Annotated in this window: 16 protein-coding genes, 1 tRNA gene and 1 riboswitch; of the genes, 9 read left to right on the forward strand and 8 right to left on the reverse strand. The window is 53.1% G+C overall.

The genetic code is table 11. The annotated features are described in order from the left end of the window. The first annotated feature begins 109 nt into the window (after positions 1-109). The 8 genes from PORAS_RS06145 to PORAS_RS06180 all read left to right on the forward strand — a co-directional run bounded on the left by PORAS_RS06145 (position 110) and on the right by PORAS_RS06180 (position 9,553). Complete coding sequence (locus PORAS_RS06145; protein ID WP_013760590.1) at positions 110-2,530, forward strand: TonB-dependent receptor; 2,421 nt, start codon at positions 110-112, stop codon at positions 2,528-2,530. A gap of 115 nt (positions 2,531-2,645) precedes the next feature. Then, positions 2,646-2,722: transfer RNA gene (locus tag PORAS_RS06150), tRNA-Ala, on the forward strand. A gap of 1,165 nt (positions 2,723-3,887) precedes the next feature. Further along, a riboswitch (cobalamin riboswitch) is annotated at positions 3,888-4,079 on the reverse strand. Positions 4,080-4,586: 507 nt separating this feature from the next. Beyond that, positions 4,587-5,603 (forward strand): aspartate-semialdehyde dehydrogenase, encoded by a 1,017-nt coding sequence (locus PORAS_RS06155; RefSeq protein WP_013760591.1) that lies wholly within the window; start codon positions 4,587-4,589, stop codon positions 5,601-5,603. Positions 5,604-5,625: 22 nt separating this feature from the next. Then, a complete protein-coding gene (locus tag PORAS_RS06160; protein WP_013760592.1) occupies positions 5,626-6,195 on the forward strand; it encodes a DUF5063 domain-containing protein in 570 nt (189 codons plus the stop codon). A gap of 18 nt (positions 6,196-6,213) precedes the next feature. Next, positions 6,214-6,834, forward strand: coding sequence for a 3'-5' exonuclease (locus PORAS_RS06165; RefSeq protein ID WP_004331631.1), 621 nt, complete (start codon positions 6,214-6,216; stop codon positions 6,832-6,834). Between the two features lie 37 nt (positions 6,835-6,871). Then, the gene (locus tag PORAS_RS06170; RefSeq protein WP_013760593.1) at positions 6,872-8,092 is read left to right on the forward strand and encodes a class I SAM-dependent rRNA methyltransferase; all 1,221 of its coding nucleotides are present in this window, start codon (positions 6,872-6,874) and stop codon (positions 8,090-8,092) included. A 3-nt stretch (positions 8,093-8,095) separates the two neighbouring features. Beyond that, positions 8,096-9,106: a tetratricopeptide repeat protein gene (locus PORAS_RS06175; RefSeq protein WP_013760594.1), complete on the forward strand. Its 1,011-nt coding sequence runs from the start codon at positions 8,096-8,098 to the stop codon at positions 9,104-9,106. Between the two features lie 48 nt (positions 9,107-9,154). Next, positions 9,155-9,553: an OsmC family protein gene (locus PORAS_RS06180; RefSeq protein ID WP_013760595.1), complete on the forward strand. Its 399-nt coding sequence runs from the start codon at positions 9,155-9,157 to the stop codon at positions 9,551-9,553. A 164-nt stretch (positions 9,554-9,717) separates the two neighbouring features. Here the strand turns inward: PORAS_RS06180 and PORAS_RS06185 are convergent, their stop codons facing one another. Then, positions 9,718-12,291, reverse strand: coding sequence for an adenosylcobalamin-dependent ribonucleoside-diphosphate reductase (locus tag PORAS_RS06185; protein ID WP_013760596.1), 2,574 nt, complete (start codon positions 12,289-12,291; stop codon positions 9,718-9,720). A 638-nt stretch (positions 12,292-12,929) separates the two neighbouring features. On the opposite strand from PORAS_RS06185, the gene PORAS_RS06190 reads away from it, so the two are divergent. Further along, positions 12,930-13,514: an outer membrane beta-barrel protein gene (locus tag PORAS_RS06190; protein WP_004331621.1), complete on the forward strand. Its 585-nt coding sequence runs from the start codon at positions 12,930-12,932 to the stop codon at positions 13,512-13,514. Here PORAS_RS06190 and yihA read toward each other — a convergent pair. The 7 genes from yihA to PORAS_RS06225 all read right to left on the reverse strand — a co-directional run bounded on the left by yihA (position 13,511) and on the right by PORAS_RS06225 (position 25,816). Further along, positions 13,511-14,122, reverse strand: coding sequence for a ribosome biogenesis GTP-binding protein YihA/YsxC (gene yihA, locus PORAS_RS06195; RefSeq protein ID WP_004331577.1), 612 nt, complete (start codon positions 14,120-14,122; stop codon positions 13,511-13,513). The genes PORAS_RS06190 and yihA overlap by 4 nt on opposite strands. A 37-nt stretch (positions 14,123-14,159) precedes the next feature. Continuing rightward, positions 14,160-14,720, reverse strand: coding sequence for an HD domain-containing protein (locus tag PORAS_RS06200; RefSeq protein ID WP_013760597.1), 561 nt, complete (start codon positions 14,718-14,720; stop codon positions 14,160-14,162). Then, on the reverse strand, positions 14,713-20,403 hold the full coding sequence (locus PORAS_RS06205; protein ID WP_245528011.1) for an alpha-2-macroglobulin family protein: 5,691 nt from the start codon (positions 20,401-20,403) through the stop codon (positions 14,713-14,715). The genes PORAS_RS06200 and PORAS_RS06205 overlap by 8 nt, the downstream gene beginning before the upstream one ends. Positions 20,404-20,742: 339 nt before the next feature. After that, on the reverse strand, positions 20,743-24,192 hold the full coding sequence (gene porW / locus PORAS_RS06210) for a type IX secretion system periplasmic lipoprotein PorW/SprE (RefSeq protein ID WP_013760599.1): 3,450 nt from the start codon (positions 24,190-24,192) through the stop codon (positions 20,743-20,745). Positions 24,193-24,287: 95 nt separating this feature from the next. Then, entirely contained in the window at positions 24,288-24,776 is a 489-nt protein-coding gene (locus PORAS_RS06215) for a hypothetical protein (RefSeq protein WP_013760600.1), read from the reverse strand. Between the two features lie 19 nt (positions 24,777-24,795). Further along, on the reverse strand, positions 24,796-25,233 hold the full coding sequence (gene rpiB / locus PORAS_RS06220) for a ribose 5-phosphate isomerase B (RefSeq protein WP_004331585.1): 438 nt from the start codon (positions 25,231-25,233) through the stop codon (positions 24,796-24,798). Between the two features lie 28 nt (positions 25,234-25,261). After that, complete coding sequence (locus PORAS_RS06225; protein WP_004331580.1) at positions 25,262-25,816, reverse strand: pyruvoyl-dependent arginine decarboxylase; 555 nt, start codon at positions 25,814-25,816, stop codon at positions 25,262-25,264. Between the last annotated feature and the right edge of the window lie 136 nt (positions 25,817-25,952).

Genomic DNA, 25,952 nt, shown 5'->3' on the forward strand with positions numbered 1-25,952 from the left:
TTTGTGCGATGAAGACCTTTTAGGATAGAAACTGCCGAAGTGTATGTGTCACACATCGTTAACATCTTTGGAGTACCTTTGCGGGTGAAATCAATCATCTCAAACTCGTATGAAACATCTTACTAAGCTCGTCTTACTTATCATTACCCTTGCATTTACCGCTTATCTAAATGCTCGGTTGAATGCTCAGGAGCCCTTTACACAAGAGGTGCGCGGAGAGGTCATCTCCACACTCCCTGACGATACGATTGTTGGAGCCTCAATCGTATTAGTCGGTAGTGATCCACTCGTAGGGACAACGACAGGTGCGGATCAGAAGTTCTCTCTACGGCTACCAGTCGGTCGTTGCTCCTTGCAGATTAGTTGTGTAGGCTATGAATCACAGGAGGTAGACCTCCTCGTTGTAGCGGGCAAGCAGAGCGTGCTTCATATAGCTTTGACACCATCTGATACCAAGCTCGATGCCGTGGTCGTGACAGCTCCGTATGACAAGAGTACTCCTACGAATAGACTCAGCTTGGCTGGAGCGCGTAGCTTTAGCGTTGATGAGGCGTATCGCTTCGCTGCTTCTCTAGGTGACCCTGCTCGTATGGTGCGTAGCTTTGCTGGCATCATGCCTGTCAACGACTCTCGCAATGATATCATCATACGAGGTAATTCGCCCGTTGGGGTGCAGTGGATCCTAGATGGTATCGAGATTAGTAACCCCAACCACTTTAATACAGGTGTCGGTATGACTGGTGGACAGGTAAGCTATCTGAATACCAATCTGCTGACCAACTCGGACTTTCACCTGAGTGCTTGGCCAGCCCCTTATGGCAATGCACTCTCAGGCATCTTCGACTTGCATCTGCGTCAGGGAAATCTAGAGCGACATGAGTTTTGGATACAGTCAGGCTTCACTGGACTAGAGCTAGGTGCTGAGGGGTACCTGCGTAAGGGGAGTCAATCGTCTTACCTTGCTTCTTATCGCTACTCAGTTCCTGACATCATGCATGCTCTAGGCTTTAAGATGCCAGTGGTGCCACGCTATCAAGACTTCACGACGAAGCTCCACTTCGACCTAGGGCATGGGCATACACTCTCTTTCGTTGGACTATTTAGCAAGAGTCATATAGGTTTTGCCACAAACGAACTAGGAGACAATTTTGAATATGCCGACTACGACTTTAGTAAGCTTTCTTTCGCACAGCGCATAGCAATCAATTCGACAGCTTACATTGCAGGGCTGACACATAGCGTACAATTTTCTTCTCGCACGTCACTCCGTACGCAGCTCTCCTTCGTACGCTCTGATACTGGTATGCCTGTTGATACGATGAACCTCCAAGGGGACAAGCAGAATCCTCAGTGGCATGTCATGTGGTCGGAGGCTGCACAGGAGAATAGGTGGTCGCTTCACTCAGATCTTACATGGCATCCCAGTCGGGAGGGGCTACTCGTGGCAGGCATCAGAGGTGATCTCTTTGATGCGCACTATATGGAGCAAACGGCTGATAGCACCTTCGCTCAAGGCGTGCGAACGATTGCTGAGGAGAGTCCGCTCTATGGCTTAATCCGAGCCTATGGACAGTATCGTCATCGTCTGGGAAGTTACTGGACAGCCACATTGGGGCTACATGGTATGTATCTTACGATCAATGATCGCTATGCTGTCGAGCCCCGTATGGGCATGCAGTATCAGCCAGCTCGCTCTCACACCATCGGTCTTGCTGCGGGGCTGTATAGTCAGATGCTCCCTCGCTCCTTCTACTTCATACGGCACTATACGCCAGAGGGTATAGAGTATCGCAATAAGCAGGTCGACTTCACACGCAGTGCGCAGGTGGATCTCTACTACGACTGGGCTTTTGCGCCCAACTGGCATGCTAAGATAGAGGGATACTATCAGGAGCTATACAGGGTGCCAGTGGTCAATGACCCAAACTCTATATGGACACTCCTAGAGATAGGAGGTGCTGGACAAAACTACATAGAGCGTCAGAGCGATCTAGTCAATAAGGGACGTGGTAGAAACTACGGTGTAGAGCTTACGGTGGAGAAGTTTTATAGCAACAACTACTACCTGCTCTTCAACGCATCACTCTACAGCTCGACCTATACGACAGGATTTCAGAAAGAGTGGTGGAGTACTGTCTTCGATGGTCGATACCTTGTCAATATGACGGGTGGATATGAGTGGAAGCTACCGAAGCACTGGGCTCTCTTTACCGATCTCAAGGCTTCCTATGCAGGAGGGATTCGCTATACACCGATACGAGAAGATCTATATAAGCAGAGTGGGTACATTGAGCTTGACAAGACGCAAGTCAATGCTCGTCAAGCCAAGGATTACCTTCGAGCAGACTTAAAGATAGGTGCTCGCCAGATAGGTCAGCGCATCACCCAAGAGTGGGCCATAGACCTGCAGAATGTGACGAATCGTAAGAATGTTATGTCGATCCTCTTCGATAATGGTGAGTACTCGACGATGTACACGCAGGGCTTTATGCCGATGGTTACTTACAAGCTCTTTTTCTCCGCAAAATAACGAGGATACAGTCAGCCTCCCTTATCGGGCAAAAAACTCGTGCTGGGTTAAGTGAAAAGTTTTCATTACCTTTGTAGCACTTCGCAGAAGCCCCCTTGTTTGGGAGCTGACTCTTGGGGCATTAGCTCATCTGGCTAGAGCGCGACACTGGCAGTGTCGAGGTGATCGGTTCAAGTCCGATATGCTCCACCACGGGAGGATGGTACTATATTATATATAGCGTCATCCTCTTTTTGTGTGACGATAGAGGACTTCGTGCAGATGCAGTCGTCAAAGGCTTACACGTATCATCGTTACTCGCAAGACTTGCGGGATCAAAAAAAAAGAGAAGTCCACACGACAAGTACTCAGCGTACTGCGTGTGGACTTCAACTATTCGAATGCTCTTTGGGTAGCTATACCATCACGATAGTGTGGAATAGCTTCTAGCAGGGTAGTGCGCCTTGCAGCGACCTCCCTAGAGTCTGTTAAACTGGTCAACAGGACTCTCCTAGAGCGGAACAGTGACCACGATGCTTGTCTGGAGAGGGTATTGGGCTACGTGAGACTCTCTTCGTGGGAGAGTAGGGTGGTAGTCGCTGGTCTTTTTCAACACACACTTAACCTGTAACCAGTGGTACGCACCATACCTGTCTCTTAGTAGTGGATCCTCTCGACTTGAGAGTGTGAGGCTGTGACCTCACCTTAGGACTCGCATCATGATTTGCTCGGGGTGGCAAGAGGATCTATTGGTCTATCACCTAGCCTTGGGTAGACGAACTAGAACCTACAGCTTCTCCTCAAGTGGTAAGTATGTACAGTGGTCGCTCTGCTCGGAGTCTGCGGTGACACAGACTGATCTAGTTCGCACGCACTAGCGTAGTTGCATATAGGGACAACGGCATAGACGAGAGCCTGCTCTTATGCTTCCTCTTATTGTGACGATCAGACACCTAATTGATCTCGTGCGGCATGGGTGCTGTGATAGCACGCATACTTTTATGGTACTCATAGAGATCGCAGCAGCAAGACATTGCTCAATCACTTTATCGAAAACGTTCCCCTATTTAAAGTAAATGTCCTCCTATCTAGTCTCGTATAAGCATCCAAAGAGTCTCCTAGGTGCATCGCTGTGATCAAAGCTTTTTGACTCGGAAGGTTGTGTCACAGCTACTGCTCGTATCAAAGAAAGCCGGTAGGCACTCAAGATGTCCCATTCAATACTCATCGTGGTGTGATGCCTAGATGCATCGCTCGCATTGTAACATACATCTCCTGTCGCGCTCGACTCGGAGTAGCGAGGAGCGTACAGCTGAGGGAATAGAAGTCTCAGACTAGGATCTGAAAAGTGACGGTTATTTCCTTATGCTATACCTCGTAGCGCTTCAAGCCTTGCAGGTCTTCTGACTTACCTCATACAGACATCCCTTCCCACACCAATTAGACATGGTGCAGTGGTTATGATGCCTGCTTTGCGAGGATTACAGCAGCGGGACTGTTCAGGAGTTTCACCTGATTCCCTTTTAAGCCTTGAGGACTCCGAGCCCCTACTCGAGGGTTGAAAGAGTACTCTCAGCACAAAGCCACCACAAAGGTACGATAACTTTCGAATATATCAAAGCTTCGGGCACCTTTTTTTGACGAAAAATGAAAACCTCTCCTCAAAGGGACCAACACGCTCCAAGTGGAGAGCTCGCAAGATATTGGTGCAGTAATGCAATCCCTACGTGGATATTTCTCATTCTCCACGTGAGAAATGAAAATTCTCCACGTGGGCGTGATTCATTTCCTCCGAAGTTTCATTTGATTCCTCCGAAGTTTCATTTCTCGCCTACGTGGAGAATTTTTTTTCTCCACGTGGGGATTTTCTATTTCCTACGTGGATATCTTTCTGATGTGTGTGCGGAGTGAAGGTCGTGTCTACGGATCCTTTTTCTTAGTTGCGCGAGGTGATGTATGGTGGGTTACTTTTTGCCGATTGGTGTAGATTGGGTACTTTTGCACTGGAGCTAGAGACAACTCTCTGAGCTTACGATCGTATAGACCTTAATTTCTAACTTTACAGAACGATAATAATATGAAGATAGCTATAGTAGGTGCCAGTGGAGCTGTGGGACGTGAGTTCCTACGTCTCTTAGAGCATCGAGACTTCCCGATTGATGAGCTACGACTCTTTGGCTCGTCTCGCAGTGCAGGCAGTGAGATCACTTTCCGTGGTAAGGAATACAAGATAAAGCTCCTAGCTCAAAACGATGACTTTAAGGATATTGACATCGCTTTTGTCTCTGCTGGGGGGCAGACGGCACTAGACTTCGCCAGTACGATCACGAAGCATGGCGCTCTGATGATCGACAATTCGAGTGCCTTCCGTATGGATCCCGAGGTGCCGCTGGTCGTACCCGAGGTTAATGGGGCTGATGCGCTACACCCTGCCAAGAGGATCATCGCTAACCCGAACTGCAGTACGATCCAGATGATCGTGGCTCTGGCTCCGATCCACGCTCTGAGTCCCATAGAGCGAGTTCATGTGGCTACCTACCAGGCTGCTAGCGGTGCGGGTCACGATGCGATGTTAGAGCTGGAGGGACAGGTGCGTGACCAAGCGATGGGCAAGCCGCTTCAGACGAAGGCTTTCGGCAATCAACTCCTATATAATCTCATTCCGCAGATCGACATCTTTACGGACAATGACTACACGAAGGAGGAGATGAAGATGTACAATGAGACCTGCAAGATCCTGCACAACGATGAGATACGTGTCAGTGCCACCTGCGTACGCGTCCCCGTGCTACGAGCTCATAGCGAGGCTATCTGGGTGAAGTGTGCTGAGCCACTTACGGTCGAGGCGGTACGCGAAGCAATGTCAAAGCAGAAGGGACTACTCTTGATGGATGATCCCGCCAAGCGTAGCTACCCGATGCCTCTACACTGTTCTATGCAGGAGCCTGTCTATGTGGGACGTCTGAGGGCTGATCTTGCCGAGCCAGGCTGTGTCACCTTCTGGTGCGTGGCTGACCAGATCATGAAGGGTGCTGCGCTCAATGCTATTCAGATTGCGGAGTACCTGATTCAGGAGGGTGCTTTTGCTAAGTAAGCCTTGATCCATTAGAGTGCATATGGAGCAAATGACCGAGAGCAATCCGCAGGAGCTAGTTGCCTTCCTCACGCTGTGCAAGGACTACTGCGCGCTCGTAGAGCATGCGTCCGAGTATAGTCGGGCGGACTTTATAAAGCGCACTTACGGCTACCTCCCAGAGATCTTTAGCTACTTATCGCAGATGCCAGCGACCTCTACGGAGGAGCTGGAGGATTGGCTTACGGGCTACACGCAGGTGATCTCAGATGAGACAGTGAGTTACTACGAGGAGCAGGTGCGTGCGCTACTGGGCGAGGAGCTAGATCTCTTCCTTCACTACCCTGTGGGTATAGCGCAAGATGGCGAGCTACAGCCGGAGCGACTCTCACGCCTTCTGGTACTGATCTCCCGTGAGTTGGGTACGCCGCTGCTGGTGCTTAGAGAGGATGCTGGCGAGCTACTCGTTGCGACGCTCTCGATACTGCAATACGCTTTTGACACATACCTGGGTGATGCGCTCCTCTCTGCCCTGCGTGTGCTGCACTATCACAAGCATGCCGAGGGGCTAGAGGAGGATACTGACCGCTGGGCTACAGAAAGCATACAATAATATATAGAGTAAACAATCGTGCTGTCATCAATTACTAAAGAGGAGATAGGCAAACTAGCCAAAGCGACCTTCACTGGTGAAATCGTTGTCGTGGACTCGCTCCCGCAAGTGGAGTCTGCCGTAGCAGCTCTAGAGCAGTGTGCTATAATCGGTATGGACACAGAGTCTAAGCCTGTCTTTAAGAAGTATGAGCGTCAGTCTGTAGCTCTTATTCAGCTATCGAGCGAGAGTTGCTGCTACCTCTTTAGGATCAACAAAATAGGCATTCCGCCTCGGCTACAAGGTTTACTGGAGCGTGAGGACATACTCAAGGTGGGACTAGACCTTTGCGGTGATCGGAGACAGCTGAGAAGGTTTTCGCCAGAGTTACATCCACAAGGCTTTGTAGACTTGCAGCGACTTACCCCAGCTTACGGCATCCATGACTTGGGTCTGCAGAAGATCTATGCGATACTCTTCGGGGAGAAGATTAGCAAGCGTGCTCAGCTGACCAATTGGGAGGCGGCTACGCTAACGCCTGCGCAGCAAAGCTACGCAGCGCTCGACGCATACGCTTGTCTCCGCATCTATCATCGTCTAGAGTCGGAGCCAATGCCACTACTGCACCACTTCGGGCTCTGTCCTGAGCAGCCATCCTAGGACTTTACCACAAGAGTTACAACCTACCACCACCCCTATGTACCAGTTATACCTCAAGCCTCACCGTGAGGAGCCTCTCCTCAGACATCATCCATGGGTCTTTTCGGGCGCACTGCAGCGCACCAAGGAGAGCATACCGCTAGGATCGATAGTGACTATCCTCAACCACGATGGCTCTCAGCAACTCGGGCAGGGAGTCTACGAGGGTGGGACGATAGCCGTCCGCATGCTGACCTTTGGTGAGGAGAAGATAGGGGAGTGGCGCACATTCTTTACCACACGTCTGAGCCAAGCGCATCAGCTACGCAAGACGCTCCTCCAGAGCCAAGATGGTAGGCAGACAGACTGCTGGCGCTTGTGTTATGGCGAGAGCGATTTCATACCTGGACTAGTCATTGACATCTATCGAGAGGTGGCTGTGATACAGATACATGCGCTGAGTCTCTACCCACTGCGTCAGTTGATTGCTGAGGTACTGTGCGAGCTGCCAGAGCTAGGCGTGCACTACGTCTATGACAAGTCTGTCGAGACGCTTCCAGCACAGACCCCTAGCGAGTGGATTATGCCCAATGGCTACCTAGGCAAGGCTCCCTCGGCAGAGTACGATCGGACGGTGCAGGAGTACGGTTACCGCTTTCTGCCAGACTGGGAGCGAGGACAGAAGACCGGTTTCTTCGTGGACCAGCGTGACAATAGACGTCTTGTCGAGTCGTACGCTCGGGGGCGCAATGTCCTCAATATCTGCTGCTACTCGGGTGGTTTCTCCGTCTACGCACTCGGAGGGGGTGCCCAGCGTGTCGTCTCAATAGATAGCTCTGCACGAGCTATCTCACTCTGCGAGGAAAGTGTGGCGATCAACTTCTCTTCTGACCCAGAGACGCTCCAGAGACACGAGGCGGTCGTAGCTGATGCTTTCGACTACCTATCTGCGATCGAGACGAGTGCTTACGACCTCATAGTCCTAGATCCCCCCGCCTTTGTCAAGCAGCGCAACCATAAGCAGCAAGGTCTGGGCGGGTATCGCCGATTAAACGAATTAGCACTCAGAGCGATCGCCCGTGGTGGACTGCTCTTCACATTTAGCTGCTCGCAAGCTGTTACGATGGAGGAGTTTACCCTAGCAGTGATGACGGCTGCCACACTTGCGGGGCGAGAGGTGCGCATCCTCAAGCGTTTGGGACAGAGTCCTTGTCATCCGATCAACATCTTTTACCCAGAGGGGGAGTATCTCAAGGGGCTGCTCCTCTATGTCTCTTGATCCATGTCGCCTAAGCCCAAAGAGCCCACCTCAGACCTACTATCGCCACAGACGACTAGTGCCGTGGCTGGTGGTATCGACTGCGAGCAGCTCTTTGCCTTGATGACACAGCAGCTTACTCTCGTCGTTGACACGCGGCGCTCTGGCAAGCTTTATAGACTTCTGCAGAAAGAGCTCGAAGCTCCGACCGATCATCTCAAGTTCCTTCAGACAGAGGGACTACACTGGCTACACCGTGTGGCTCGTCACGACTCACTCCCAGCGATCGACTACCTAGTTAAGCTCTATCAGCCGCACTCCGATAGGGTTGCGCAAACTTGTCTGAGACGCTACCTGCGCCAAAGAGTAGCATTGCGAGGAAATGTCGAGGATCTCTATGCTCTGGCACTACACTTGACAAGCCCGCAGACGGGACTGAGGAAGAACTACCGAGAGGCGAGCGACTGCTTGCGTATGGCTATACAGCTAGGGCATCCGAAGTCTCATCTCCTCTTAGCGCAAATGTATCAGCGAGGCTTGGGCGTGGTGCGTAGTCACGAGCAGTATCTCTATCACCTAGAGACGGCTGCCGAGGCGGGGCTCGTGGAGGCACAGATAGCTCTCGCTAGGGCTTATGCTCAGGGTGGGCTCTTCGTTCAGATGGATCGAGTTGAGTACTGGCTCACGGCAGCTTTTAGGCAAGATGCTCCCGAAGCGTGCTACCTGCTAGGCAAGCTGTGGTATCACCAAGATGGAGATTGCTATAGCTCTCGTGTCGTCTCCTTGTGGGAGCGAGCTGCCGAGGCGGGTATCCCCGAGGCGTGCTATGAGATAGGGCGAATGCTCCTAACAGATTCGCTACAACCCAATCGCCGTACGGAGGCTATTCGCTACTTGTGCCAAGCAGCGCAGGGCGGTGTCTTTCTGGCGAATCAGCTACTCTATCGACATCATTACGACGCTAGTGGACGCTACATCGGTATGCTTCGTGAGTCGCTCTCGGAGTATGTCGCTGAGGAGCAGATGCTCTTTTGAGTCCTAAGGAAGTCTTACTTTAATAACAAGCTAACCGAACAAACGAATATGAAAACGCACTTAGTCAAGCAGGGAGCTTATCTCTCGCAAATCGATAATCAACGAGGCAGCAGCGTAACGGTCGACCTCCCAGTCACTTCTGGCGGTACGAATCAGGGCCCCACCGCCTTCGAGCTTCTCGCCATGTCGCTCAATGGTTGCATTGCAACGATCTTTACCACGATGGCCGAGAAGAAGCGTCTCACCATCGAGCATCTAGAGATAGATCTAGAGGCACAGACCACAGAGGGCGAGATGGATGCGATCGACTACACGCTACGAGTCAAGACGACCGCCACAGATCAGGAGCTGGAGAAGTGCCTCGAGCTGACCGAGAAGGTCTGCCCCGTAGGGCGACTCTTTCACCGTGCTGGTGTCCCCTTCACTCATCGCATCGAGCGACTATAAGGAGCGCGCTTTTTTCATCTAGAGCAAGGCTGCGGCAAGTCAAAGCAAAACCCCACCATCGTGTTTGTACAATGGTGGGGTTTTGTAGTTTAGAGGGGTTAGCTCTGGAAAGCTTGTCAAGCGACTCTCAAGAGCCTAGTGTAAAGGGGAGTGAGCCTCTCTGGCTAGCCACACTTTGAGGAGCCGCAGTTGGTGCAGATAAGACAACCCTCCTGGTAGACTAGCGTGTGCTGTCCGCAGTTAGAGCAGGCGGCAGAGACGCTTGTACCACTGGGTAGGTAACTCTTGAGAGCGCGAGCCACACCATTCTTCCAGGTGTTGATACTCTCATCGTTGAGCTCCATGCCTTGGACAAGATTGATGACCTGATCTATCGGCATCTGGTAGCGTAGGACGCCTGAGATGAGCTTGGCATAGTTCCAGTACTCAGGGTTGAACTTCGTGTCTAGACCCTCCACCGTGGTCTTGAAGCCACGCTTGTTGTGAAACTGGAAGTCGTAGTGCTTCGTGCCGTCCTCATCGTAGCTGCGGATGATCTTACCCTTCGTTACGCTCTTGGGGAGCATGATCCCCTCGTCATCGTCAGCGATACCTGTGAAGACCTCGTAAGGCTTGCCGTCGAGCAAGCCGACGAAGGCGATCCACTTCTCCTTATTATTTTGAAAGCGTACGATGTCAGCCTCTAGTTCTTTAGGGCGCTTGCGTACCGTCTGAGACAAAGGTGTGGGCTCTACGGGAACTTCGGGCGCTGACTCCTGCTCACTCTTCGCTTGCTGCTCCTTCTTCTGCTGCTCCTCCGAGATTAGTACGCCAGAGCGAGAACCTTCACGATATACGGTGCAACCCTTGCAACCAGCCTTCCATGCCTCAATGTAAAGCGTAGCAACCATCTCCTGCGAAATGTCGGAGGGGAGATTGATCGTCACGCTAATGCTGTGATCCACCCATTGCTGTATGCGTCCCTGCATCTTGACCTTGGCAACCCAGTCCACATCGTTGGCAGTAGCCTTGTGGTAAGGTGACTTAGCGACTAGTTCTTGTAGCTCTTCGTGCGAATAGTTATGGTTTGGGTCGTAGCCGTTGGCCTTCATCCAGGTGAGGAAGTTGTGGTGGTAGACCGTGTACTCCTCGAAGGTGTCGCCCGTCTCGTCGGTGTAGTCCACCTTAACATTCTTGTCGTTGGGATTGACCTTGCGTCTGCGCTTGTAGACAGGCATAAAGACCGGCTCGATACCTGACGAAGTCTGCGTCATAAGGCTTGTCGAACCCGTGGGTGCGATGGTGAGCATCGCTATATTACGACGACCGAACTTCTTCATCTCCTCATAGAGCTTCGGATCAGCCTTGGCAACGCGCTGGATAAAGGGATTGTCCTTCTCACGCTCTGTGTCATAGAGGTCAAAGGCTCCGCGCTCCTTAGCCAACTCTACTGAACTTGCGTAAGCTGATAGGCAGAGTGTCTTCTGCACCTCCTCAGCAAAGCTGATAGCCTCGTCCGAACCATAGCGCATGCCCATAGCTGCGAGCATATCGCCCTCGGCGGTAATGCCGACACCCGTGCGACGCCCGAGGAGCGTCTTGCGCTTGATCTTGCGCCACAGCTCACGCTCAGCTGCTTTGACCTCTTCGGTCTCCGTATCTGAGGCGATCTTCATGAGGATTGCATCGATCTTCTCTGCTTCTAGGTCAATGATGTCATCCATGATGCGTAGCGCCTTGGCAACATGCTCACGGAAGAGGTCGAAGTCAAACGAAGCCTCTGCCGTAAAAGGATTGCGCACGTAGCTGTACAGGTTGATCGCCAGCAGACGGCAACTATCGTACGGACAGAGCGGGATCTCACCGCAAGGATTGGTCGAGATAGTCTTGAAGCCTAGATCGGCGTAGCAGTCGGGCACAGACTCGCGGATGATCGTGTCCCAAAAGAGCACCCCAGGCTCAGCACTCCGCCAAGCGTTGTAGATGATCTTGTCCCATAGCTGGCGTGCCTGAATGGTGCGGGTAAACTTAGGCTCCTTCGAGTGTATAGGATAGGTCTGCACATACTCCTTGTCATCCACAACTGCCTGCATAAAGGCATCGTCGATGCGTACTGAGACATTGGCACCCGTGACCTTACCCTCGGTCATCTTAGCATCGATAAAGGACTCGCTGTCAGGGTGATTGATCGATACCGTCAGCATGAGCGCACCACGACGACCATCTTGCGCTACCTCACGAGTGGAGTTGGAGTAACGCTCCATAAAGGGTACCAAGCCTGTAGAGGTGAGGGCCGAGTTCTTGACTGGCGACCCCTTAGGGCGTATATGCGATAGGTCGTGCCCCACGCCACCACGTCGCTTCATCAGCTGTACCTGCTCCTCATCGATGCGGATGATGCCTCCGTAAGAGTCTGGCTCACCATCTAGACCGATGACAAAGCAGTTCGAGAGCGAGGCAATCTGGTAATTATTGCCAATGCCAGTCATGGGACTGCCCTGAGGCACGATGTAGCGGAAGTGATCCATCAGATCCATCAGCTCACTCTCAGAGAGCGGGTTGGGGTAGTTGTGCTCTATGCGAACCAGTTCTCGTGCGATGCGCTGATGCATGTCACGAGGGGTCTGCTCGTAGATGTTGCCATAGCTGTCCTTAAGGGCGTACTTGGTCACCCACACTTTGGCGGCCAGCTCATCACCGCCAAAGTACTCCAATGTGGCTTGATAAGCCTCATCAAAGGAATATGTCTTTTGCTTCACTTGAATAGGTGTATGAAGGGTTACAAGATTAAATCTGTTTAGAAGTCAAATCGTAAATAAATTAAATCTGACTCCGCGAAATCCTCTGCAATATTACAACCAATAATTGACGTGGGCAAATAAATCAACTGGAAAAGCATCAATTGTTGAAAAGTTGTCCGTATTAAAAGTGTAATTACTTCATATGTAGACTTATACGTATATTGTGCGTGTTCGCAAGTTGACTGTTTTGAAAACTCACCTTTGTGGGAAACTGCACAATACTTGCGTAAATGGTTGGCTATGTGGCTTAAAATGGTCTTTCAATTAGGGTTGTCTAGGTCTTCTCTCTAAGAATATCTCGATCTTGCTCAGGCGTTCAGTAGATTTCCACGTAGAGAATCTTAAAAATCTCCGTGGAGATTTTTTATTTGCCACGTGGGCAAGAATCATTTCCTCCGAAGTTTCATTTGATTCCTCCGAAGTTTTATTTCTCGCCTACGTGGAGAATAATTTTTCCTCACGTGGATATTTCCAAATATTCACGTGGAGATCGGCTTCTTGCTTGCGAGAGTGCCACCGATCCTAGGGTATTGGTATTGCGTATCTTCTGAAAGATTCCGACCTTTGCCCCCGAATAATCACAGATACGATTAAACATGAAGAAACTGTTTACACTTTTCGCAGGGCTACTACTTGCCCTCCTCTGGAGCTGTGGCTCTCTACAGGCACAGACCACAACGGATGAGCACGACCACCAGGCTTCGTGGTTTGTAGGTGGTGTCGCTAGTTTTTGGATCGACAGTGATGCCGGGAAGACATCGCTAGAGTTTCAACCTGAATTCGGTTACTTTCTAAACGACACGTGGGCCGTGGGACTCATTGCAGGCTATGGACTGGAGTCGCACGAGGTAACTGGTGAGAAGGTACTACAACACGAGGTATCGCTCTCTCCTTTCGTCCGCTACTACTACCTGCATAGAGGTCCAATCAATCTCTATGTAGACGGCAATGTGGGCTACAGCTACGAGACATCTAAGGGTAATAGCCACCACGGTTATGAGGTGGGCTTGCGTCCTGGTGCCTGCGTAGATCTTGCGGAGGGATTGTGCCTCTGCATGCGTTTGGGCTTCTTGGGCTATCGCAAGAGCTTCCACGGAGAGGAGCCTAGTGTGCCTTCGAATGGCTTCGGGCTATCCTTCACCCCAGAGCATCTGATGATCGGATTGGAGCTAGAGTTTTAGGCCTCTAGCTCAGCTATCATACGGTTGAGCTGCTCGATATAATCTAGGAGTTCGTCACGCCCCAAGCCAGTCGATGCACTGGTCACGAAGAGGGGCGGCAGCTCCTCCCAATCTTCTAGTAGACGAGATTGGTAAGCCTCTACAGCATCCCGCTGTACCTGCTTGCCGATCTTGTCTGCTTTGGTGAAGACGATACTGAAGGGGATGCCTTTTTCGCCCATTTCATTGATAAACTCTAGGTCGATGCGCTGCGGCTCATGGCGTATGTCTACAAGGACGAAGAGGTTGACCAAGGCCTCACGCTTCGTGACGTACTGGTCAATCAGCTTGCGAAACTGCTCCCGCTGCTCTAGACTCCTGCGTGCGTAGCCGTAGCCGGGCAGGTCGACGAGGTGCCACGACTCATTGATCAGAAAGTGGTTGATGAGCTGCGTCTTACCAGGCTTTTGCGAGGTCATCGCTAGCCCTTTGTGCCCTGTGAGCATATTGATGAGCGAGGATTTGCCCACGTTGGAGCGCCCTATGAAGGCGTACTCGGGTAGTGTACTTTGAGGGCAAGACTTTACTGAAGGACTACTCTGTACGAAGGTGGCGGAGTGTATTAACATTGTGGTTTGGGTCTTGGTGGATGAATGGATAGGTGCTTTAGACTAATGTGCTGGACACCTGAAACTGCTCGTGCATTTGGTCGAAGCGGGCTAAGGACTCGGCGCCATACTTGGCGAGCGAGGTGCGTACCTTCTCTAAGGGCTTCTGATGCTCTAGTTGAGTCTTGGAGTAAAACTTGTCGGCATAGCAGATGACCCGCTCCTCGATGCTTTGGGGCATATAGAGGCGGTCGGTCGGGAGATCTAGTCCCCGAGCACGGATGGTCTCGCTGTCTAGTCCTGTGCCGGTGTGCCGCTCGGCAACCTGCGCATGCCGCTCCAGACCTAGCTCACGTAGTAGCTCGCCGCCTAGGTAGCCGTGACGTAAGTAAGGCTCGGTGCCGTAGCAACCGATCGTGGGGGCGTCAGTGAGGTAGATGCCGATGTCGTGGAGCATAGCTCCCTCGTAGACAAATCGCTCGTCGCACGCTAGCTCGGGGTGCTGACGTACAACTTCAAGTGCCAGCTCGGCAACCTGCTGGCTGTGGGTTAGCAGGATGCGGTAGCCGAGCGTGTCGGTAGGGTAGTAACGCTCGATGATCTGTATGGGGTCAATCATTTGCTATTACGATGTAAGGGGTTGGCATAGCGGTCTGAGCGGAGTACTCGGTAGCGTAAGCGCACTGAGCCTGCGTGATACCACGCTGGTAGGTGCCTGGACGCACGACGCTCTGCTCGTAGCTGATCTCGTAGGAGCCACGGAGTAGGCTATTAATATGGTATATCTGCGCATAGTGGCGCGCCTCGACATAGTATCCTAGACCGCTCTGCCACTCGTAGTGACTGAGCTGCTCTAGTGGCTCACAGCATGCGGGACGCATGTCTCGTATGGTGACGAAGTCTAGGTCACGACGGGTGGTGATGCGAAGCTTTGTGATGAGTACAGTCCCGATGGTGAGCTCCTCGCCAGACTGGATGGGACGCTCTTGCAGTTGACCGTTGATCTCTTCGCGAACGTAAGTCTTGCTTTCGATCATCAGTTCACCTTGTCGCTCGGACACTTCGCTAAGTGGCTTCTCGCCAACGCTTAGGATGCCACCCCAGAGGATCGCTTGCGGGTCGCTGTGTGTGATGACGATGCTACCCGTGCGGTCTAGTTGGCTAGGCTTGTACTGTAGTCCGCAGTAGGAGTCGGTCTCGATGCGCTCGGTCGTGCCATCGGCAAGAGGTATGGAGATGGTCACTTGGTCGTGCTTAGCTGTTTCCTCAGCGCTCTCCTCTAGGAGTGTGAGCAGGAGCTCTAGCTGCGTGAGGTTGGAGGCGCGCAGATTGGTGCGTAGGTACTCCATCGCCCAGCGACGCATCTGCTGTACCGTGTCGGGGTAGAGGTCGAGCAGTTTGAAGAGCTCGATAGTCTCTCGCTGTAGCGACATAGAGCGGTCTCGCCAGAAGTAACCACCTACGAGGGTGTTGGCAAAGAAAGCTCCCTGCGCCACTTCGTACGATAGATGGTCATGCAGTATCTCAGCGAGCTGTCGTGCTTGCGCTACGTTGCCCTGCTTGTAGAGCGTGTAGGCTGCTTGTGGCAGGACGTAGAGGGGGAGCTGCTGCGCCTCTTTGACGAGAAGTGGCGTGAGGTAGTCGATGAGTGCCTTCGTGGTCGGGTCTTTTTGCAGAGCCTTAGCGTCACGCCAGCGGTAGGATAGGTAGAGCCACTCGGCACCCCATGCGGGGAGGGTGGGCTGTCGCTTGCTCTTGGCTAGTTCTTTCTTCATCTCTTGCATCTGCTTGGTCGTGGTGCGGTCGTAAGCCTGCCAGCCACGAGCGAGCATAGAGGTTATCTCTTCGTTTGGCTCTAGCTCACTGACCGCTGCGAGATAGTCGAGAATGAGCGGCGTGAGGTAAGAGGAGCTAGGCATATCGGGGTACCACGACCACTCTCCCGAAGCAGTCTGTAGGTTGCGCAGCTGCGCTATGTCCTTAGTTGTGGTGCGCTCATTGGGTGCCTTGAAGAGTGTCCAGAGCTGTTCCTGCGCACCATCGAGCCACCGCTCGGTAGCACGCCAAGGAGTCTCGTCTAGCGGTAGGAGTGTGGTCTCACGATTGCTGGTCAACTTGTTGGCGCCCTCGGTTGCCTGAGTTTGTGCCTGAACCCACTGAGCTATCTCCGACTGGCGTAGCAGTTGCTGCGTGCGGGTCAAAGTGTAGATGCGGAGGACCGTATTGATAGCGTCTCGCTCCTCATTGTTAAAGAGGATCGGCAGTTGCTGCAAGGCGAAGTAACGTGGATTGCTCCAGAGCTGTAGGTGTAGCGAAGCTGACGGATCGCTTGCCTGCCCTAGCAATGCGCTGAGCGGATAGGAGTAGCTCGCCTGCTTGTCCCACGCGAAGGGGATACTCTCGACGGTGCGTACCGTCGCTGGCTGTACGGGGATGACGTACTCCTCGCCATCGCTGAGTGAGCCACTGACGAAGTAGACCTGCACCCGCAGTGCCGAGAGGTCAGGCAGAGCAGGTAGAGCGATGGTGTAGGGCGTCACGCCACTGGCTGGAACGGTGAGAGCCAGCTCCCGTGTGCCGTCGGCAAGTGGTGTCGCTGTGCTGTCCGTCGCTAGAGCATCGTAGAGGACTAGTCGGAGGTTGCCACTGAGAGCCTCTTCGGTGAGGTTGCGAATCGACCCCGTCAGGTAAGCTTGGTCTCCCTGCATGAGGAAGCGTGGCTGTAGCGTCTCGACCATCAGCTGGCGATAGCTCTTGATGTCGGCCGTCGCAGCGCAGTCCGTCAGTCGGCTGTCGTAGCCAAAGAGCGCTAGGCGATAGCTGGAGAGCGCCTCGGGCATCTTGCCCGTAAAGGTGACAACGCCCTCGTCATCGGTGTAGAGGTTAGCTAAGAAGAAGGCGGTCTGAGAGAAGTCCTTTCGCAGATTAGGCGTAACGTCTGTGACTTTCTCCTCGGCTAGTCTGTTTTCGCTCATATCTTCCACTAAGACTTCATCATTAGCTAGCCCCATCACTTCACCCTCTATGGAGGCGCTCTTAGCAAGAGCCATCTCCGGATAAGCGCCTCCTCCATAGCCATAAGCCATCGGGTAGTAATCCTTCATATCGAAGCCAAAGCAAGGGTTCGGACTGACATCATGAAGGTAGAGTGGTATGTATTGAGCCAAGCGATCGATGCTGTGCGAACGTAGGCTCTCCAAGGCAGCGTCATACATCCACGCTATGACGGGGATGCGACGCGCCGGCGTGCCATCACTGTAGGTGAGGCGAGCTTGCCATGTGTGGGTCTCGCCAGCGAGGAGCTTGTCGGGTATCTCGATCCACGAGAGTTGCAGGGTCGGCTGGTCTGCCGTATAGCGATACTCGAAGCTCTGAGAGCTGTAGCGTCCGTCGCGTACGCAGTAGAGCTCTATGCGGATCTGCCCCTTGGGGTCGACACTCTTGGGGAGCGTCGGCTGCCAGCGACCCACCTGCTGGGCAGGGAGCGCGGGAAGCTGTCCGTAGATAGCGGGCTGGTCTACCGTATTGATGACGTAGTAGATCGACTGCTCGCTCTCGTTGCTGGCGTAGTATATCGTAGGTGCGCCACCTCGTGGATATTCCTCCGAGGGCGAAGCTGCCCAGAGCGTACTTTGTATCGGTAGACGCTTGTCACGCTCTGCAAAGAGGACAATCTCTTGCTCTTCCTTTAGCGTTTCGCCCGTCTTATCGTGGTAAATGTAAGTCAAGCGGTAGGAACCCGAGGGTAGGCGAAGCCACTCAGCGGGCAGGTGCTGCTTCTCGTTGGCGGGCACCTCCACCGACCAAGAGCTTGTCGTGTCAGCGAGCGATGTGAGTCGTAGCTCTAGCATCGTGGCTATGGGAGCTTCGTCATCGTTGGTCACACGAATGGTAAAAGTCTGAGCCTCCTCTGGCCCATCCTTGAAGAAGGTCTCCGCCCCCTCGTACTCCATAGATACAGGTGTCGAGCCGATCCAAATAGATCGCTCTAGTCGCTGCGTCTCGCCACTAGGCGCCGTGATGGTTACCTCTATATGGTAGGTGTGTAGGCTCCAAGGCTGCGGGTTCTGACGCATAGCCTCGGTGCGTAAGTCTGAGAGGGTAATCGGAAACTCAAAGCTCCCATCCTGCTCATTGATCTGGAGCGTGCCAGAGGTGAGTAATTGATCGGGAACATCCTCACCGAACCACCAGTTTCTATAGCTTCCCGTCACGCTGTAGGTTATAGAAGCCTCTGCGAGCGGATAGCCGCTGTAAGTCATCGCAGAGCCACGGACGGAGATCGTGTCTTCCAGCTTCATCGCCACCTCGGGCAGGGTCAAGGCACCCTTAAAGCTCGGACGCTTATACTCCGCTACATGAATGGTTGTCTCATATTCGTCGAAATCATCTAGATCGCTATCACAAGAGACCTCAATGGTGTAGCCGCCCGTCATCGCCTCTTTGGGCAGCTGGAGGGTCGTATGAAGACGTCCCCACTGATCAGTCTGGACTATGATAGAGTCGATCATATCGTCCTGTGGCGTGTATAGTTTGATGGTCAGGTCAAGCTTGGGCAGCACCGTCGCTTGCTTCGGGTCGTAGCCCCTTCGGTAAGCGACAGCGTAAAGCTGAATCTCATCACCCAGCTCGTAGATACTTCTATCGGTCTGTAGGAGCGCCGTGCTTAACGTCTTGGATAGCTGAAAAGTGCCACGCTTGCCACGGTAGTTGTACTGGTAGCCACAAGTGGGTAAGAGCAACCGATTGTCTGCACTCTCCACCAGAAAAATTTCAGAACGATCTCGCTTCGCCGGCTGAGGCGTTGCAAAGATACCGAGCTTGTCGGGTGTTCGTTCGCCAATCTTGTCCAGTGTAGGCTTATAGTTCGAGTGCCACCCTGAGCGCTTGTCCCCATAGCTCCACAGCTGTATGGACTCCGTCTGAGCTTGCCCCGTGAGGGCATTCAGCAATTGAGTCTTTCCGTTGCCGAGGTTCAGCGTCCATAGGTCGCTTATGGTGCAGTCGTGGATAGTTGTATTGGTCTTTTTTATATACTCTACTTGTTTTGCCTCTGTCGTGTGATGAGCGACCGCTTGCAGGCGATAGTGTCCCGTTGGTAGGGTGGGGAGCTCTATCGAGTCACACTGTAGCACCATCGCCTCCAAACCTTGCTTCCCCTGATATGTGTGACTCCAGACGAGCTTAGCTTGCTCGGGAATAGTTTGTCCTTCCGCCTTGATAGCGTCTTGTGGCGTAAGCGCAAAGAGCTTTAGCTCTAGTCGCTCCACATTGCTCATTTGAACCTCTACAAACCCTAGATGGTCAGCTAAAATAAAGTTAGGGAAGAAGATATTTAGATGTGGGGTAAAGAGTTGTCGGCGGATCCCCTTACAGAACTCAGGGTACTTGCCCTGCTTGTCTAGCCACTCCAGGTAAGGCGTGATGAAGTGGTAAGCACGCAGAGGGTCAGAGCCGTTGGCATAGTAGTAGTGGAAGAGTCGCTTGTATATTTCCATCGTCTCAAGGTGCATCTGCTGGCTCTGCTGGAGTAAGCCCTCTAGCCGCTTCGCTACGGTACTGGAAGCTGTGCCACGGGTTGTCTCCTCGAGCGTCACCGCTTGATAAAGGGCATAGAGCCTAGCCCCCTCGTCTGCTTGCTGGAGTTGATCTTCCGTTAGGAGCGCACCGAGCCGATCCGACCAAGTGGGTATGCGTCCGACTTGCTGCTCTAGCTGATGCAACAGAGAGATCGGAAGAACCTTCAGCAGGTGGCTTATGAGCGTATAGCTACCCTCTTCGGGAAGGCGATTAGCGTAAAGCGCATCGGGTAGCTGCTTCGCCTCTTGTCGTGGGATCACCTTGTAGAGTTCAGCACTGGGAGCGAAAGCTATCTCCATCAATGGATCAATAGCTTTCATATAGTCCGCATCGCTCCAGTAGCGAGGCGTGACACTGTCTTGCTCTTGGGTCGTGAGGCTTAGTCCCTCTGACCTCAGGCGCTGACTGTAGCTCCGACTGATATACTGATTCGCTATGTATAGAGCGAGGAAGCGCTGATCCCGCACCGACAGCTTATCTCGTCCTTGCCATGTGGTGTGGAGTAGGGGAAACTGCTCCAGCAGACGGTTGTAGTCCAGTCTGCGAAGAGCCGTCTTGTGCGCCTCCAGAGCCTCGATTGTGTAGTAGAGATTGCCCTCACGGAGAGCCTGTGTAGCGAGTCGCTCAGCGCAGGAGAGCGTCTGTGTGGGCAGACGCTTCTTCTGTAAATCCTGTAGCTCCTTGTAGAGAGCTTGGCTAGAGGTAGCTGGTTGCTGTGCCATAGTCATAGTGACAGATAGTAAGGTGGCAAACAATATACATAGTGTGGTGCGAAGTCTCATAATACAATCTAGTTTCTTTGATACCCCGAAGTTACTCGAAAAGAAATAAACAAACAAGAGGAGGACTTTTGCAACGGCCTCTCTTTGATAGTTATGATTCTGAACTTCTGCAGTTGCTTGTTGAAGAGCTTAGGAATACTTCCAAAACTGCCGATCCTCTAGAGAGATCGCTATCGTATTTGATAGAGACAATCGAAAAAGAGCTGTACCTCGTTGACGAAGTACAGCTATAGTCTATTGTTTAGCTGTAACCTTAGTGGAGTGGCACATCAGGGGCGGTTAGCGGCGCTGCTTCTGCTGCTCTTTCTGCTGCGCCTCTCGCTCTTTGAGCTTACGACGACGCTCCTCCTCGAGTGCCTTGAGACGCTTCTGACGCTCTTTTTCCTGTTGTCGCAGCTGCTCCTTGCGTGCTTTTTCCTGAGCACGACGCTCTGCCTCCACACGCTTGATCTGCTCCTGACGCAGTTGCTCCTGGCGGCGCTGCTCTTCACGGCGAGCCTTGAGCTCCGCATCGCGCTGGCGCTGACGCTCTTTGAGTTGCTCCTCACGATCGCGCTTCGCTTGACGCTCTTGCGCTTTGCGCTCGCGCTCCATCTGCTTCAGGTCCTCGGGAGTCACTTGTCGTGCCTTTTGGATCGTGGTGCGTTGATCCTGTACAGGCATCGTATCTTCAGGCTTTTGCAGTAAGCTGTCAAGCTGCAGCTCCACCGCAGGCAGAGCGATCCGCGAGCGATCTATCTCGAAGGTGATCGGCTTATCGACGGCTGGCATGACGGGCGTAGCGACCGTATCGCTCTTCACCGTCTTCTCTTCTTGCAAGCCTGTGAGGAGGAGCCAGCGATCTACGAGATAGTGCGCTGCGGGGTAAAGCTCGACCAAGCTATCAGCTACAAAGGTCATATAGTCGCCGATGCTCTTGGCGCCCGTAGCGACCTGATGGTAGTTGTCGTCGGTCATAACGAGCAGCAACGCCGAACTATCCAAAGCGGAGAGATAGCCCTCAGGACTATAAGCCCGAGTCACGTACTGCCATGCGACAGTGGCCGAGGGTAGGTCGCTGATGGTCACGAGGGTCTCATGCTCCGAGGGTGCAAAAGCTACGGGCAAGATGTAATCGGTGAACTGAGCGTAGTTGAAGCTCTCGACGGCGAAGCGCAGAGAGCGCTCCAAAGCGTCACCTCGTTGTGGCACGATGAGCAGCGCTTGGTACTTGTCGCTACGCTTTCCGATAGCAAAAGGTTGCTCCGCCAATGTTCCTGCGACGCTATCCTGCGATGCAAGGCGCAGATCCCAAGCGATACCTTGGTAGCCACCCTGAGCGATGTGCGCTCCACGCAATAGACGCTGGAGCATCTCCTGAGCGAGGACAGCTACCTCCTCTTTAGGATAAGATGCGGTGAGCGACTCCAGCCCCTTTCTAAAGGCGGCTTCGTCACCCTGCAAGACATAGCTGAGCGCATTGACAAAGGCAAACTGCGGCAAGGTCTCTGAGAGCGGATAGGACTCAGCCGTCTCACGATATAGCCGCTGCACCTCTCGTGACCTGCCTGCTAAGTAAGCATTGAAGGCTTGGTCATAGAGTCGCTCGTCAGCCCCGATGTTGGCGCGTAGCTTGGCTATGTAGTTAGGATCTTGTAGTGTGACGGCAAGTGGGTCTTCGGGTAGCTCGGCGAGCAACTTGCGTCGCCACGGCTCAGCCCGGTCTGCCCGCTCTAGTCGCTGATAGAGCATGTAGAGCGTGTAGTATATGGAGGCTCTGTCAGCGTACTCGGGATAGCGTCTGAGGAGATCTTCGTAGCTCTTGACCGCCTCTTCGAAGCGCTCCATCTGCTCGTTAAACGCTTTGCCCATACCGACCAGCGCCGTCTGGATAATCTCATCCGAAGCGGCAATCTGCTCAGGCGTGGTGGGAAGCTTGGAGAGGTAATACTCCCTCTGGAGGGGATCTTGGTCTGCAGACAGGCTATCGGTGGCAGAGGAGAGACTGTCCGTAGCGGATGCCACAGAAGACAACGAGTCTGTGGGCTCTTCGCCAGTCTCACCCATCTGAGCCGTGGGGTCGCTCGCATCAAAGGAGATCTGCTTATTACGTCTCCGCCAGTCGTCCGCTAGTGGACGCTTGCCCCACTTGCGCTCGAATAGATCCTTACCCTGAGCTACCAGCGTAGGATTGTAGAAGTAACTCTTGCCATTGCCACCACCCGACATCGAGGGAGGTGTGCCGACACCGCCAGGGCGACCACCGCCAGGCATATTGATGTCGGCCTGCTGGTTGAGCGCTTCGTTTTGACCCTGCTGCTCAGCGAGTAGCTCCTGCTTACGAGCCTCTTCTTGCGCCTTCTTGTAAGCGGTGATGAGACTGTCCGCATAGGCCAACCGCTCCGTCTCTGGGAGCGCCGCAATGCGCCGCAGGCTGTCCTGCTCGTAGACCTGCTGCGCAAAGGAGACTAGCTGGTCTAGATCGGCCGATAGCTTGGTCACAGCCTCGTAGCGTGGATGGCTTTTCTCAATAACACTTGCTGCACCTGCATAGGCTTCTTGTGCTTTGAGGTAGTTGTTTTGCGCTAGGTAAATGTCGCCTAGATGAAGCTGACAAAGCATATAGTCGAAGCTGCGCTGCGTGCTCTGCTCCACCCCATGTGTAAAGGCGGTGACGGCATGTGTCGTATCAGGGATCGCCAAGTAAAGGCGTCCCTGCGTGAGGTATATCTGGTCGACGAGCTCTTTGTTCTTGTCCTTATGTGCCAAACGCTCTAGACGCTGTATGACTCGCTGCGGATTACCCTGCGCCTCGATCTCTAGGCGGCGCATCGTGGCGGCAAACTCCAGCGGATAAGGTGGCGCCAGACGTATCACACGCCCGAAAGCTTGAGAGGCGTCGCTCCACCGACCTTCATTGCTGTAGAGCTGCCCTAAGAGGTAGTAGAGCCTGGCTCGCTGAGCCTTGATAGGCTTGCGATCGATCGTCTGCTGCAGGTAAGAGATGGCTGAGAGCGTGTCGCCCTGCTTGAGCGCTAGCTCTGTCTCCGCTAGTGGATAGATCTTACTGCGACTCTTGTAGATGCCCTCTTCGGGTAGGTTGTTCAGGATCTCGTCTGCTTCGCCTACCCAGCCCAAGGCAAGGTAACAGCGAGCCTGCCAAATGCGCGCTTCGTCCCGCACCTTATCCTCCGTGCTGTAAAGCCTCGTCATATAGGAGAAGGTCGCCAGAGCCTCCATAAAGTGCCCACCGTAAAACTGAGCCTCACCTACCATCATCCAGGCATTGTGCAGGAAGGGGTTGTACTCCATCTTGTTGTAGAAAGCCTTCTTCTTAGGATTGCGCAGGAGGTCTTCTCGCGATACCTTTGGCTTCGTACGTATTGAGTGCTCACGGATTGCCTTCTGCCCCTTTTCGATCGCTTTGCCTAGCGAACCGCCCACGGCTGTCTCCTCCGATGACTCCGGCCCAGCTGTGCGTGTGATAGGATCGGGCACCAGCAGCTCGGTGTAGCTCTCCGATAGGTCTTGGTAGAGAGATTTGTACCCCTCGTTAAAGGCGAGCTGACCATTGTGATAGACGTTATAGCGTGTGGTCAGATTGTGGTAAAAGCGTGAAGCACTATCATTGCGCTTGGTGCTACAGCCCACGGCACTGCCCAAGACGCACAGCAAAGCTACCACTACGCCTAGACATCGCTTAGAGCGCAGTGGTAGCTTACCACGATAAGATGTGTCTCTGTCTGCCACGCTTACAATTAAGTTCTAATCCTTAGGGAGCGTATCTATGCTACAACCTTTACTCTCACAAACGTACCAGACCTCGTATATATTGTACTGTGCGCCTACGGCGTGACCAACTGCAAGATCTCAGGCGGGAGCAAGATGCCACGCATCGAGAGACTCTTGAGCCACCCCTCATAGTCGGTCTCGAGGAGCGTCTCGGCCACCTCGCGGAGCATCGCTAGCTCCGCATCGGTGTAGCTCTCTATAGGACGGTGCGCCAGGACGTCGAGCTCCTCATCATCGTAGTAGACGATTCGGGGGGCGCGTCTTATCGCTCTCTCAGCTTCGGAGCAAGAGTCCGTACAACTGGCACAAGCGGTCGCATCATCAGCACAGCGACTCGTAGCCGACTCGCCAGAGAGTGACTCTTTCAGTTCACGCTCCACCTCACCAAGGGCAGAGCCTAGAGCTGACTTCCCAGTCGTCTGCGAGCTTTGCTGTGAAGCATCGTCGGTGCCACGAGACTTCTGTCGCTCAGACCATCGAACGAGCAGATGCACGATCAGTCCTATCGCTATAGATAGAAAAAAGATCTCTAGAGCCTCCATAGCTCAGCGTCAGCAGTAGCTAGCAACTGGGTAGTGCTATCTTGTCGATACGCTCCTTGTGACGACCGCCCTCGAAGGGCGTGTCGAGGAACGCATGCAGACAGCGCTCAGCCTCTGCAGTCTCTATGAAGCGTGCCGGCATGACCAGCACATTAGCGTCATTGTGCGCCCGGATTAGCTTAGCAATATCCTCGCTCCAAGCGAGCCCAGCACGGATGACGTTGTACTTATTGAGCGTCATAGCCATGCCATTGCCCGTGCCACAGATAGCGATACCACGATCTACCGTCCCCATCTGTACCGCAAAGGCTAGCTGGTGCGCATAGTCTGGATAGTCACAACGCTCTTCCGAATGAGTGCCATAGTCGACACACTCGATCTGCATAGCGGCGAGCCACTCCTTGACCTGCTCTTTGAGTTGATAGCCAGCGTGGTCAGAGCAAATACCTAGTTTCATAAGCTACTAATTCTCTATATTGTTTTGATTAATCTTCATCCTTCATAGGAGACTCAGGAAGTACGAAGTCCACGAAGCAAAGCCCTGCCAGTGCCGTACCGTAGCGCTTAGTTACCGTGATACCCTCCGTGATGAAGTTGAGCTCACCAAGGTAGTACTGACTGTAAGTGTTCTGGTGCAGATCGTTGATGACACGTATCAGACGAGACTCTAGCTCCTCGATACGGTAGCGACCGCTCACCTCGCAGACGAGTCCACCAGCCTTCTCGTCGAAGTTTTCATCCTTGTACATCCAGGCGTAGACGACACCAGCGCTGACGAACTCATCTTGTATACCGTGCGAGACAGACATAATCGTCTTGAGCTCTGAGCCAAAGGGAGGCATATCTACCTCATCGGGAGATACGAGTCGAGCCGTAGCTGGGAGGACGGAGGAGTAGACCATTATATTATAGTCGGCGATACCAGCATCGTAGAGTGCCATGTGGTAGGAGCCTGCATGCTTCTCAAGGTCGGACTCACCGCTACCTTTTGTCGTGAAGAATGTATTGGGGATCAAGTTCCCGTAGTACTTGTTGCTCATCGTGATAGTTATTTATGGGTTAGAAAATATCTAATTTGCGCTGGCAAATATACGAAAGTAAGAGGACATAGCCAGGGTGACGCATTACAACGGCAGGGCTGACGCATTATATACAGTGAGTTCATCTATCGCCTTA

The sequence above is a fragment of the Porphyromonas asaccharolytica DSM 20707 genome, from assembly GCF_000212375.1.
Taxonomy (GTDB): domain Bacteria; phylum Bacteroidota; class Bacteroidia; order Bacteroidales; family Porphyromonadaceae; genus Porphyromonas; species Porphyromonas asaccharolytica.

What these genes read in the sequence shown, in the direction of transcription:
- PORAS_RS06145 (WP_013760590.1), top strand. Translation starts at nt 110, where the DNA reads ATGAAACATCTTACTAAGCTCGTCTTACTTATCATTACCCTTGCATTT.
- PORAS_RS06155 (WP_013760591.1), top strand. Translation starts at nt 4,587, where the DNA reads ATGAAGATAGCTATAGTAGGTGCCAGTGGAGCTGTGGGACGTGAGTTC.
- PORAS_RS06160 (WP_013760592.1), top strand. Translation starts at nt 5,626, where the DNA reads ATGGAGCAAATGACCGAGAGCAATCCGCAGGAGCTAGTTGCCTTCCTC.
- PORAS_RS06170 (WP_013760593.1), top strand. Translation starts at nt 6,872, where the DNA reads ATGTACCAGTTATACCTCAAGCCTCACCGTGAGGAGCCTCTCCTCAGA.
- PORAS_RS06175 (WP_013760594.1), top strand. Translation starts at nt 8,096, where the DNA reads ATGTCGCCTAAGCCCAAAGAGCCCACCTCAGACCTACTATCGCCACAG.
- PORAS_RS06180 (WP_013760595.1), top strand. Translation starts at nt 9,155, where the DNA reads ATGAAAACGCACTTAGTCAAGCAGGGAGCTTATCTCTCGCAAATCGAT.
- PORAS_RS06190 (WP_004331621.1), top strand. Translation starts at nt 12,930, where the DNA reads ATGAAGAAACTGTTTACACTTTTCGCAGGGCTACTACTTGCCCTCCTC.
- yihA (WP_004331577.1), bottom strand. Translation starts at nt 14,122, where the DNA reads ATGTTAATACACTCCGCCACCTTCGTACAGAGTAGTCCTTCAGTAAAG.
- PORAS_RS06200 (WP_013760597.1), bottom strand. Translation starts at nt 14,720, where the DNA reads ATGATTGACCCCATACAGATCATCGAGCGTTACTACCCTACCGACACG.
- PORAS_RS06205 (WP_245528011.1), bottom strand. Translation starts at nt 20,403, where the DNA reads ATGGCACAGCAACCAGCTACCTCTAGCCAAGCTCTCTACAAGGAGCTA.
- PORAS_RS06215 (WP_013760600.1), bottom strand. Translation starts at nt 24,776, where the DNA reads ATGGAGGCTCTAGAGATCTTTTTTCTATCTATAGCGATAGGACTGATC.
- rpiB (WP_004331585.1), bottom strand. Translation starts at nt 25,233, where the DNA reads ATGAAACTAGGTATTTGCTCTGACCACGCTGGCTATCAACTCAAAGAG.
- PORAS_RS06225 (WP_004331580.1), bottom strand. Translation starts at nt 25,816, where the DNA reads ATGAGCAACAAGTACTACGGGAACTTGATCCCCAATACATTCTTCACG.